Annotated in this window: 9 protein-coding genes; 4 read left to right on the plus strand and 5 right to left on the minus strand. The window is 42.3% G+C overall.

Annotated features, from left to right (window positions below):
• Positions 1–13 precede the first annotated feature (13 nt).
• Positions 14–1,201 carry a GGDEF domain-containing protein gene (locus N482_RS19680; protein ID WP_063378680.1) on the minus strand — a complete coding sequence of 396 codons (1,188 nt, stop codon included), beginning with the start codon at positions 1,199–1,201 and terminating at the stop codon, positions 14–16.
• A gap of 158 nt (positions 1,202–1,359) precedes the next feature.
• Between N482_RS19680 and N482_RS19685 the strand changes: the two genes are divergently transcribed.
• From N482_RS19685 to gloA, 4 genes are all read left to right on the plus strand, one after another.
• A complete protein-coding gene (locus N482_RS19685) occupies positions 1,360–2,871 on the plus strand; it encodes an ethylbenzene dehydrogenase-related protein (RefSeq protein WP_063378681.1) in 1,512 nt (503 codons plus the stop codon).
• The gene (locus tag N482_RS19690) at positions 2,868–3,545 is read left to right on the plus strand and encodes a DUF1566 domain-containing protein (RefSeq protein ID WP_063378682.1); all 678 of its coding nucleotides are present in this window, start codon (positions 2,868–2,870) and stop codon (positions 3,543–3,545) included. The genes N482_RS19685 and N482_RS19690 overlap by 4 nt, the downstream gene beginning before the upstream one ends.
• A gap of 5 nt (positions 3,546–3,550) precedes the next feature.
• On the plus strand, positions 3,551–5,500 hold the full coding sequence (locus N482_RS19695; protein ID WP_063378683.1) for a pre-peptidase C-terminal domain-containing protein: 1,950 nt from the start codon (positions 3,551–3,553) through the stop codon (positions 5,498–5,500).
• 70 nt (positions 5,501–5,570) lie between these two features.
• Positions 5,571–6,011, plus strand: coding sequence for a lactoylglutathione lyase (gene gloA / locus N482_RS19700; RefSeq protein WP_063378684.1), 441 nt, complete (start codon positions 5,571–5,573; stop codon positions 6,009–6,011).
• 42 nt (positions 6,012–6,053) lie between these two features.
• Here the strand turns inward: gloA and N482_RS19705 are convergent, their stop codons facing one another.
• The 4 genes from N482_RS19705 to N482_RS19720 form a co-directional block, all read right to left on the minus strand.
• Positions 6,054–6,806, minus strand: a complete 753-nt coding sequence (locus N482_RS19705) for a transporter substrate-binding domain-containing protein (RefSeq protein WP_063378685.1) — start codon at positions 6,804–6,806, stop codon at positions 6,054–6,056.
• An 81-nt stretch (positions 6,807–6,887) separates the two neighbouring features.
• Positions 6,888–9,674, minus strand: coding sequence for a collagenase (locus N482_RS19710; protein ID WP_063378686.1), 2,787 nt, complete (start codon positions 9,672–9,674; stop codon positions 6,888–6,890).
• A gap of 275 nt (positions 9,675–9,949) precedes the next feature.
• Positions 9,950–10,258 carry a hypothetical protein gene (locus N482_RS19715; RefSeq protein ID WP_063378687.1) on the minus strand — a complete coding sequence of 103 codons (309 nt, stop codon included), beginning with the start codon at positions 10,256–10,258 and terminating at the stop codon, positions 9,950–9,952.
• Positions 10,259–10,421: 163 nt separating this feature from the next.
• Positions 10,422–11,915 (minus strand): hypothetical protein, encoded by a 1,494-nt coding sequence (locus N482_RS19720; RefSeq protein WP_155730661.1) that lies wholly within the window; start codon positions 11,913–11,915, stop codon positions 10,422–10,424.
• Positions 11,916–12,211: the final 296 nt, after the last annotated feature.

Below are 12,211 nucleotides of genomic sequence, written 5' to 3' on the forward strand. Positions count from 1 at the left end.
AATGCCTAAACATTTACTTAGCAAAATAAATTTGATTCTTTCCTTTCCCTTTTGCTTCATATAGTGCGAGATCGGCATCATGTAATACCACCTCGGCGCTGAAAGGCTGATTGATAACCGATGCCACACCTATGCTACAGCCACAACTAACCCCGATACCTGTCTCTAGTTTTATAGGAGATGAAATCGATTTAAGGATACGATTGGCCAACAGCTCTAATGACCGTATGTCTATCTTTTCTGTGATCATCACAACAAATTCATCACCTCCAAGGCGGCATATAAAGTCATAACTTCTTAATACTTGGCTCAATCGATTACTCACTGTTTGTAATACAAGATCACCACTTTGATGGCCATGGTTATCATTTACAGGCTTAAAATCATCCAGATCGAGATATAAGACGTATACCAAGACATCATTGCGCTGTGAACGCGCTGACAACCTTTCTAACTCCCTAAACAGAAACTTACGATTAGCCAGCCCAGTTAAGCTATCATGCAAAGAGTCATGCTCAAGCTTTTGCTGCAATGTCTCTCTTTTCTCGATCTCCTGCTCAAGATCTTTTAAGCTCTTCTCTAATTCCGAGGTACGTTCTGATACCTTTGCTTCCAGCTCAGATTGATAGTTCTGTAAGGCGCGGTTAGCTTCGAGCAAAGCCTGTTGATTATTGAAAGCATCTAACGCAGAAGAGATTACATGGCTGATGGTATAAAGGACATCTACAATCATGCCTGAATATTCATCTTCTTTGCGATAAGACTGAATGATAAAAGCGCCCAAATGCTGATTGCGATTAACCAAAGGAAAGCAAAGCCACTGCATTGGAATAGAACCTAATATATTTACCTCATTGTTTTTCATGAGGGCTTCAATATCGGTTTGGTTAAAGTTACAAACTTGATTTGCTTTTAACGCATATGCTGTAAGTGAGTGAGAAATATCATCCAGTGACAGATTTTCCAAATCTTCAGCCTGTATATCATCTTTGACATCGTGAAAATAGGGAAAAGAGAGGTTGCCATTTTGTTTGTACAGCACAACAAAAAAATTGTCCGCGTACGTGACTTTTTGCAAGATACAGTGAATGTCTAACAAAAAACGTTGAATTGAGTCTGACGTATTTAAGCATGCTACGATGTCTGTCATGCTATCTATCACATAGCCGCTATCTACTGCCTCTACAGCTATTTCTTTCATTTCGTATCCCTCATAAGTCTGAATCTTTTATTTTCATAAGCCAAACAGCTCAAAGTTTAGCCACAATTTTAATCTTTTGCAGTATTTGAAAAATGACATAATTGTGTAAACATATTATTTTACACTTAATTTACAAAAATAATAATATGCGCACATTTATGGATCGGCAAACCTTCATCATCTTTCATATTTTGGCCATCATTGTCGTTGTCGGCAGTATGATAACAGGCTTGAGGATTGCTCTGATCAGTCAAGACTGGCTGTCCCCAATATCAACTCTGTTGCCACAAGGCCAAATGCATATTTGGCACTTAGGGTTCGGCATTGCTCTATCGCTAATTATAGCCTCCTATTTACTGCATTCGTTTACAAGTCCTTTTCGAAGTATCCAGTCTAAATACCATAAAATTATTAATTACTTAGGCTATTTTTCGCTGCCTCTTGTAAGTGTGTCTGGTTGGCTTATATGGGCAGGTCTGTATTCTGATGTATCTCGCACTATTCACCAGATTGCAATGTGGGCGATGTGTATTTACCTCGTCTTTCATGCGTGGATTTATATCGTTCAGAATGGCCGCCGAGTGTTTTCAATTCTGCTCCCCAAAAGAGCTGCTTTACGCCATCTAAGTTTTATATTTGGACTATGCGCAATCTCACTATCCAGTCTGTTTTTAGTAAAAAACACTACGCACCAGCTCAATGTATTAACAATCGATGACGCAACATTCATTGAGATTGATGGTAAAGCGGATGAACTCGCTTGGAAAAAAGCAAGCCCAATTTCAATTATGACCATAGGGGGTGCAAACTTTAATCAAGGCGCAACCAAAGTTACCGTCAAAGCGCTGGCAAATAAATACGAAAGCTACTTTTTGATTTCATGGCAAGACGAGACCAAAAGCACTAACCATTTACCACTATTTAAAACCGCCCAAGGATGGAAAGTGCAAGAAAATGGGTTTTATAACTTTGACGAACGCACCTTCTATGAAGACAAATTTGCAGTCATGCTGTCAGATGGATGTGAAATTGCCGGCGACAAGACACTTCATTTAGGCGATAAGCCAATTAACGACAAACCAAAAAACTGGCATGGCAAAGGCTATCACGCCAGCCTTGACGGAAAAACGCGAGATTTATGGCACTGGAAGGCAGTTCGCACCAATGATATGTATCTCGCTGACGACAACTTTATAGGACCGCCAGCGCCCCATTTAAGTGGAAAACGCAGATATACGGCGGGCTATCAAGCAGATGGTAAAGAAAGTGGTGCTTATGTAATGAACTGGCAATGGTACACACCAAATAGTGTAATTCCAAAGCGATTGCCCAGCAATTTAGATGTTGACCAGCAGCATCGCAACGGCGTGCTTCCTTGGTTTGGCTCATCTCCCTACCGAGAGTCTGATGATCTGTATCCACCTGGTACTTTCTTGTCCTCCGTTTTGTATCGTTCTAACCGATTTGAAGGAGACAGAGCTGACGTCAGAGCCAGAGGTGAGTGGAAAAATGGCCAGTGGACGCTAGAGCTAGTACGCAAACATAACACGCAGTCTAAATACGATGTTGCTCTACAAACAGGGACCTGTATGTGGGTATCGGCTTTTGATCACTCTCAAATTGCCCACACACGCCACATGCAAGCTATCAAGTTGAGGTATGCTCTGTGATTAATCGCATTATTTGGTCCGTTATAATTCTAAGTGCACTCATCGCGGTTTGCTTGTTTCCACAAAAAAAGCCAAAACTGACTCAGCATCAACGATTTACCAAGATTACAAGTACAGGAAAGACACTCTTACCTTGGCAAGGACCCTGGGCCTGCGTATTAGATAGCCAAAATGGCCTCTTGTGGGAAGTAAAAACCGATAGTGAAAATGTTCATGATGGTTACTGGACCTATTCTTGGTTTGATGGCCAAAAAGGTAAAAGTAATTTTGGTGACTGTTATTTTGAACCTGAGCGCTGCGACACAGCTGACCTTATTCGCCACACCAATCAACAAAGCCTTTGCGGACAGAATAATTGGCGTTTACCTACTGCACCTGAGCTTATCAGCTTAGTACAAGGGCCAAGCTCTCCATCGCAGCCTCATATCGCTACCGATTACTTTGTTCATATCAAGCGCGGAGACTATTGGAGTTCGGAGCATGGCATCCCACTCCCAGCGCAGTATCGTGCAAAAGGCCTAGGGGCCACAGCCATTAATTTTCATTTTGGTAAAAGCTACACATTGCCCTACCGAAATGCCGCATTTGTCATGTTGGTGGCAGATATACCAACGGCAAATACTCATCCGCAGCTAAGCCGTCGCGCAACAATTAAACAACATAAACAGGAATAACAATTATGAAAGCGCTCCACATTGGTATCGCTAGTACGTTACTTATGGCAAACGCCAGTTATGCCGCAAGCGACTACCACCGCATAATCTGGGACGGAAACCCAAGCAGTCAAGCCACCATCGGCTTTACTCCATCTGGTGGCTCAAACCACGTTATTAAATATGGTACTAGCACCAATGAATCCAGCTGGACTAGTAAGTCCGTTACCGCAAGCCATACTTTTGCAGGCAGCTTAAACAGTCAGTTTGTAAAGCTAACAGGTTTACCCGCCGACTCAGCCATTTATTATCGCGTATGTGATAGCACTGGCTGTGGCCAGCACCTTTGGTTTAAAACTGCACCTGCAACTACCAATACTGGTTTTGTTGCCATTGCAGGCGGTGATACCAGAACCGGTTGGACAACACGTCGTTCGGGTAACCAAATGGTCGCCAAAATTAGACCACTATTTATCATGCACGGTGGTGACTATACTAATGCCAACTCAGCCTCAGAAATGAAAGAATATCTGAAAGATTGGCAATTGACGTTTTCTTCAGATGTGATCGGTGGTCAAAGCTATAAACGCGTTTACCCCTTCATTGCTACCCATGGTAACCATGAAGATGACAACTACAAAACTCTATGCCAAGTGTTTGGCGTCGACTACAACAATGACGGGCAATGTACCAGTGCAGATACCTATGGTGCCTTCAATGTTGCCAACCTTTTACGTGTTTACACTTTAAACAGCCAATACAAAAATAGCGGTTGGTCAAGCTATGCAACAGCAATGAATAACTGGCTTAAACAAGATTTACAGAGCCAAGGTAACAGTGCAAAGTGGCGCGTTGCTCAGTATCATAAACCTATGTACCCGCACTACTCTGGTAAATCGGATAACACTATTTTACACACTTGGTGGGCAAACGACTTCTACAACAATGCCATGAATCTCGTGGTTGAATCTGATACGCATATCAATAAAATTACAGAAGCACTGAAGCCTTCAGGTAATAACTTCGTGAAGACGACTTCCGGTGGTACGGTATATGTGGGTGAAGGAAGTTGGGGGGCGCCTGCACGCTCAGCAAATGACCCTAAGTCTTGGACCATTGATCTGGCGAGTATTCAACAGTTTAAGGTTCTTTCAGTTACCCCAAATAAACTGGAAGTTAGAACTGCACAATTTACTTCGGGTGCGAATACCCTTACACGTGAACAACGTGCGGCGGATCCTCTTGCACTGCCGGGTAACGTGAGTTGGTGGTATGCCAGCGGTTTGGGCGAAGTACTGCCTCTCGTTCGTAATACAAGCGGTCTTTCAGTGATAGAAACACCGATTGGTCCAGAGCCGAATGTACTTGAGAATAACGTACCAGTCACAGGTATTAGCGATGCTAAAGGCGCAAAATCCGTTTACACTATGGAAGTACCTGATAATACGACCAGCCTTACATTCTCCACCAGCGGCGGCACTGGTGATGTCGATATGTACGTAAAATTTGGCGCAGAACCAAGCACGTCAAACTACGACTGCCGCCCTTATAAAGATGGCAACAATGAGTCTTGTAACATCTCACCAATTCAAACGGGCACTTATTACGTCATGCTAAACGGCTATGCTGCGTATAGTGGCGTATCTTTGGTTGGCTCGTACAGTGCGACAACGAACCCTGGCAACAGACAGGAATGGACAGGACTTAGTGCGAGTAAATCCAATTGGAACTTCAAAACATTCGATGTCCCAGCGGGCACCAACCAATTAACCGTTATTATCAGTGGTGGAACTGGCGACGCTGACTTGTATGTTCGTTTAGGTAGCCAGCCAACAACATCAAGTTATGAATGTCGTCCTTATGAAAATGGTAACTCAGAAACCTGTACAATCACTAACCCAAATGCAGGCACGTGGCACTTAGGTGTGAGAGCGTATGCAACATACAATGATGTAAAGTTGGTCGCTGAATACTAATTCGCGACTTGCCCCTTGTGAAGTAATAGTTAGCCCATATCTATTAGGGCACTATCACGAGGGGCAAAATATGAATTTTCTACATACTATGGTGCGTGTAAAAGACTTAGACGCATCATTAAAATTTTATTGTGAGCTGCTGGGTCTTGTCGAAGTAAAGCGTAAAGAAAGTGAAAAAGGCCGTTTTACTTTAGTATTTTTAGCAGCACCGGGGCAGCTTGAACAAGCCCAAGAAACCTTCTCTCCTACTATTGAATTGACTTACAACTGGGACCCAGAAGAGTACACCGGCGGCAGAAACTTTGGCCATTTAGCTTTCGCTGTAGATGACATTTATGCACTATGCGAAAAGCTACAACAAACGGGTGTCATCATTAATAGGCCACCTCGATGCGGTCACATGGCTTTTGTAAAATCACCGGACGGTATTTCAATCGAGTTATTGCAAAAAGATGAGCCAAAACAACCCCAAGAACCATGGGTTTCCATGCCCAATACGGGCAGCTGGTGATCTAACTCGCGAATGTGTAAGAGTGCAACGCCGCTGCGCTCTTTACTCTGAAATATGATACGACCTCACCAACTGCTTCATGTGCTTTTTAAAACCAATGGAATTGGTCGTATTAAGTAATATACCAAGTTTGTCTTTGTGCTTTTTTGGCGCGAGTATTGCGCGGTAATACTTTTGATGGGCTTGATGAGAAAGAGATAGACTTGTCCACCAGCCATGTTTTCTAGCGTAGTAAAAGTAGGTAGGACGGCTGACTACTGCGAAATCAATTTGTTGCTTAAGCACAAGCTCTAAAAGAGCTTTTTCACTGTTTGCATCAACACGCTGGAGCTTTTCTAGCTTCTCAGCATCATGCAACTTAGGATAAAAGTAGCCTTGCACGCCACCATAGCGCTTGCCATGTAATGATGTTGGGTTTTTATATTCAAATGGCCTTTTTACGCTCGAGACAAACTCGTCAGTATCGTAAAAGAGAGGGTCACTCCATAGGTGCTTAATTTGATCATTGTCACCAAACCAAACGGGATTCACACCTAAAACCGCACCATTGAGTTGCTCTTGTTCTAATTCGCTACGAATACGAATTTTTGGCCTAAAGACCAGCTGATATTGAACATCATCATGAAACTCATTCAACAGCCTGACGATATCAAAATACAGACCAGATCTCTCTTTTAAGCTCACGATATAGGGCGGCTTATCATGGTATGTATACAACTTAATGCGCTCTACTTGTTCACTCCATGCACACCATGGCAACAATATCAAAATGCCAACAATTATTAGCTGTACCAAAGTAACTCCTAAAAATGACTGAATGGCAACACATTAAATTTATATCTTCGCCATTCAGTCATCAAGTTTTATTAACGGATGTTACTGACAACTGCCTTCATTATATTTGACCAACAGCGTTGCACCTGATGGTGCACCCGAAACTTTCAAGTAGCCCCAGTACTGACTTTGGCCAGACAAATTAATACATTCGCTGTTGCCGTAGCGAGCCGAACGCGCTTCAACATTAGACTCTGTAGGCCAACCTTGATTACTGTACTCAAGGGTTAAATCGCCAGTGCCATGTGCTGTTTCAATGCTGATATTGCCCTGATCTCGCACATTTTCGAGGCTAAACCACATAGGCTCTTGACTCGCTAAACACACTGCGGTGCCTGCAATCATACGTCCATCAGACACGCCACCTTGTGTTTTACAAAGATCTGGTAGTGTTGTTGGCGGTGCAGTAAAGTCAGCCGACAGTGACACGTTTTCGAATGAATTGTATCCTCTTAATATGATGAAGTAAGTGCCGGCGGTTGGCGCTGTAATATCACAACGCTCCGCATTTCCCCCAACATAAGGTCGACAATCATAACTTGTGAGCGTAGGTGATTGGCCATGTTTTACATAAAGATCGGCATCACCGCTTCCACCTGATGTCACAATAGTCAAATTGGTCGCGCCAGCAGGAACTTGAATCTTAAAGTGCTTCATCTCATCTTGCTGCGCTGCAACGGTAACAGCTTGCCCTTTTTGTAACTCATGGATTCCATCACTATCTTGTGTAACCGTGACGGTTGTAGATACAGTCACGCGTGCACCCTGTGGATCGCTTACAGTCAACGACACATTGTACTCACCCTTAGCGCTGTAACTATGCCTTGGGTTTGCTTCTGTACTTTGATTGCCATCACCAAAATGCCATAGGTAAGTAAGCGCCTGCCCTTCTGGATCTGAGCTGCCTTGGCTGCTAAACATAATATCACTTCCTATTGACCCTGAGTATGGACCATTAATTGCGGCTGTTGGTGCTTTGTTGTCTCCACCACCAGCGAGATCAAGTGTCCACTGAGTGAATTCTTGAGAGTAACGCTGTGCCCAGCCATCGGTAGTGGCCTTATAACCACTCCAATTACCTTGCTTTGTTTGCGATAGCATGACTTTCAGTTCTTCAAAGTGGCGCTCAAACATAAAGCGTACCGCTAAGTATCCCCATCGGTAAATTCTATCCTGATCAAAACCAGCATAGGTCGTCGCAAAGATTTCATTCAGTTGGTATGTACTGCCATCTTTTATGGTATCAATGGCGGCTTGGTTGTCATTCAAGTTAGCGACATACTCTGCCACCCCTTCACTCCACCAGACAATGGCTTCAGTAGGCGCATTAAAGTCGCCATATAAATCGAATCGGCCGTCCAAGTAATGTACATATTCATGCTCTAAATTCCAAACAAAGTGGTCAGCCTTAGCATAGCTTGCCTCGTAAGCGATAAAGTTTGCTTGGTTACCAACTTTACCCGGGTCGCCCTCTAAATACATACCGCCGTTATTGGTATCAATTTTAAAAATTGCTTTGGCATATTTAGAATAGTCACTGCTGCTATCAAAAATATTCACCTGCAACATGGTGTTGTTGTCATCAGCCACTGGTGTATTGTTTGTTTCTAGCATTTCATGAAAACGGGTTTCTTCCAGCGCCATTGTTTGACATGCAGAAAGGTGTTGTGCATTGGTCATGTTTTGCGAGCGAATACGAATTGTTGAACTACATTGATAAGTTTGAGAAAGTGCCTTAGCAGTAAGGTCTTGCTCAAAGTTACATATTCCAAAATTATTACAGTCTGCATAATACGTTGCAACATCTGCCGCTGCTAACCAAATACCATCACCATAACCAAAGCTTTCATAGCGACTAAATAAGGCTTTTAGAGCAGTATCAACAGCAGGTTGAATCGCGGCATTTTTGTAATTCTTCAAGCGCGCTAATTCACTTGCTGAGTTGATGATCATATATTCCGCATCGGACCCAATCATCCAGCTTTGTGTGCTAAAGTTATCAAGTAGGCTTACAAGTGTGCTATCAGATTGTACCAGCGTGACAAAATTATCATTCCACTGGCCTCTGAATAAAATCGTAAATACCCCGTTTATTGCGCTTCGCATATTCCCTTTATCAGCATAGCTTTGATTCCAGCGCTGTAACCAAGATTTGACGACCGGTAAGTACACATCCTGCATCTCGGAAGAATCCATCGTGGTGATAACTTCTTTCAGCACACGCCCATGTGCATCGCTGTTGTCGTAAAAATGGCTGTTATTCACAAAACTATCGATAGCACCTTTCACCACAGGTTTTAGATCTGCACCAAACGTTACAGTGTCATTGTAAAACTCAACGTAATAACCTGCGCGAATGAACAAGAACAAAGATTCTAATGCTGCGCTACCGTTGCCATCGTAACTGGACGCCTGTGATCTTGCATATTCTGCGGCTGCTCGCATTTTAGCCGTTGTAAACACGGCAACTTGTGTTGCACTTGGTGAGCTAAATAGCTGATTTACACATGTAGTCCCTTGGCTCACCACCAAGTTTGCGATAGTACCAGCACTTGCCTGCGCTAACTGATCTAAATTACAGTCTGCCGCAATTTCATTTGATGACGACAGCATAACATCTACCGTCATCATGTTTGCAGCGACAAAGCGCGATTCACTTTGAGCTGAGGGGGCTTTTTCATTGTGTTTGGTACTGTGCTCACCACCATGAGAAAGGTGAACTGGAGAAGATGTTGTCAATGGCTTAAATGCGCGCTCGGCTTGATGCTCATGAGCATGTAAACTGAATGCTAACACCGACAATGACAAGGAAATTACTTTAAATTTCATATTTTTAACCTTTTTAAATGTGTATCCAAACCCGCTAACCGGGAACATACTTTTAACACACCAGTAATATTGCATACAATATATTTTATATAACTTTACGTAATAAACAGACCAATAATTCAGCATTTAAAATATTTTTTGTTAACTATTTTATTCTTAAAAGGTCAGGTAAGCTTTGTATTACAAATAGGTAAGTTTATATAATTTCATTTATTACAAAAGGTTAGATTATAATCACGCCAGCTAATGACAAGACGAGAGATTTAAGGCAGGTTCTATACTGTTTTATTCAAATATTGAATATGGATAACGCCTTGATTACGCATTGTGACCAGTAATGTTTGCTTTTCCAATCGAAGCGGGTAGTCACCATCTGGTAAATTTCTTTTGGTCAAGTTATTTAACCCTTCAACAAGACCCAATGTTTCTATTTTTTTAGTTTGCGCACTAACGCGTTGATGGCCTTGCTTTACGTAATCTATGCCTTGATCAACACATTTATCAACCACGGCTTTTGCTACGCGCTTGCCAGCTTCACTTTTTAATTTTTTAAAAAATAATGACTTAAAAATAGTGATAATCATGCCTTTATCCTGCTTTAATAATCTTCGACTATTTTGCCACGCGAAATTATTACACTCCATTACACAGGTAATTTAAGCAGGATAAAGTACATCTGTCAGCCTTTTTGACCCTACAAATGGTTTCTAAATGTGTCTCAGATCCCACAGACTTTTTATCGGCAAGTCAGAGGATACTAGGCCTTATAGACTTTATTTTGACATCTCTCAATCGTTCACCACTGCATAAAGGGTCACAACCTAAAATCATAAAATTAGCCTCGCCACCAACAGCATTGTAGTTGCGCATATTGATATGCTGAGCCGCCCCATGCGTCACTGCATGTAATGCTTGTACTAAGGTGATCCGCTCAGAAGGGTCTAGCGAGCGTTGTTCACAGGTATAGTGGGCTGGCATGGCCTCTATATCGCGTTCGCTCGCTATCTCAGCCAATCTTAAGGGAGACAATGGTTCACTGGGAAAGTTACTCTGTAAGCATAAGTTACAACCGTTATTTAGCACACTTTTGCATGGCACCAATAGCTCATTGAAATGGTAGTCATTGACCCACTTAAACCCACTGGTTGCAAGCCGGCCCATGCTTAATCCCACGGAGGTTTGTTGATTTAACCTGCTCAGTTGTGAAGATTTTAGTACTTCACAATGATCTAGTCGTGCTAACTCGTCAATATGGCACTGATAGGTTTCATAGGTCGAAAATGAGCAATGCCTCTGGGGCTTAGATGCAACTAAGCTATTGAACAGCAGTGTCACAAATTGGCTCTGTATCGCGACTTCAAAATGGCAAACTCCTTGCCTTTCAGCTTGCTCTACAATTCCATTAAACGAGGCGCATAGCTCACTCAATTGCCAAATAAGCTCGTGATCGTTAAACGCCCAAGGTAAAATGGACATCGCTTCCGCAGTAACGAAACTGTGTTTATTCACCGATTGAATAAAGCTTTTAAACGTGGGAGACTTTCCTAGTGCACTTGCTTTTACCCTATCTATAAGTTGTGTATTCACATACGCAGAAGAAAAGTCACTACTTACAATACATACAGGTCTTTTAATATTAAAGGCATCTAAAGCTTGTACACTCAATGACTCAAGTGGTTTCCCCCAGTTTAAAAGATAAGGTTCTAGTCCAAAACAAAACAAGCAGCTGCCTTTTGCAAGACTGCTGTCTAGGTATGCGAGTGAATTAGATACATAATCACAACTATAATCTTGACGAACTCTGGTCGCTGCACCACTTAATCCATGTAACCCTAGATCAGCATAGTGACGACATAATGCTGATTCAACAAGATAACAGTGAGCACTCATGCAACTGGGCATTATAGCTTCATTAGACTGCAATTGATGGATCCGCACAAGGCCTTCGGTTTGCTTGACCGTTTTGTATACTTCATGAAAGTGACCGACGCTGAACAATCGTCCATTTTGCATTGCAATAGCTTCGGCCGTTTTAACTGTGTCTGAGAACTCTGTGTATATCACGCTACCGTGACGTGCATCAAAAATATCAACTTGCAGTTCACTCTCGCTTGAACTTTGCGCATAAAGTGACGGCGTAAAAAGATCTGGTGTATATTTGTCGGCCAATCGATTAAGCCAAGTTTGGATAAATGGGCTCTCCATTGGGTGGCTTTGCAGCATTGGATTAAGAAAGTGCATCCCTTGTCACTCCCGAATAAAATAAATAATTTGAATAGTGTGTTAGCCGCTTAACAACAACGGCACAGCTTCTTTAATAGGCTAGTAAACTGCCCAAATAAAGAACATTACATATCATTACACTGGCCAGTAAACACACCTAATTACCAGAAACTCGTCCTATTTTTTTGCAAAAATATGACAACTAAAAGCATCTTTATGAATATCACCGCGTATTTGACCAACGTCATCAATAAACCTTTGCCTTGATGCGTTTTAATGTACACTAAGCACTTTGTGACAATAATGACTGTTAA

It is taken from the genome of Pseudoalteromonas luteoviolacea NCIMB 1942 (assembly GCF_001625595.1).
In the GTDB taxonomy this organism is placed as follows: domain Bacteria; phylum Pseudomonadota; class Gammaproteobacteria; order Enterobacterales; family Alteromonadaceae; genus Pseudoalteromonas; species Pseudoalteromonas luteoviolacea_A.

Bases quoted from the DNA above. Each gene is read 5' to 3' on its own strand.
- N482_RS19680 (WP_063378680.1), bottom strand. From the start codon at position 1,201: ATGAAAGAAATAGCTGTAGAGGCAGTAGATAGCGGCTATGTGATAGAT.
- N482_RS19685 (WP_063378681.1), top strand. From the start codon at position 1,360: ATGGATCGGCAAACCTTCATCATCTTTCATATTTTGGCCATCATTGTC.
- N482_RS19695 (WP_063378683.1), top strand. From the start codon at position 3,551: ATGAAAGCGCTCCACATTGGTATCGCTAGTACGTTACTTATGGCAAAC.
- gloA (WP_063378684.1), top strand. From the start codon at position 5,571: ATGAATTTTCTACATACTATGGTGCGTGTAAAAGACTTAGACGCATCA.
- N482_RS19710 (WP_063378686.1), bottom strand. From the start codon at position 9,674: ATGAAATTTAAAGTAATTTCCTTGTCATTGTCGGTGTTAGCATTCAGT.
- N482_RS19715 (WP_063378687.1), bottom strand. From the start codon at position 10,258: ATGATTATCACTATTTTTAAGTCATTATTTTTTAAAAAATTAAAAAGT.
- N482_RS19720 (WP_155730661.1), bottom strand. From the start codon at position 11,915: ATGCACTTTCTTAATCCAATGCTGCAAAGCCACCCAATGGAGAGCCCA.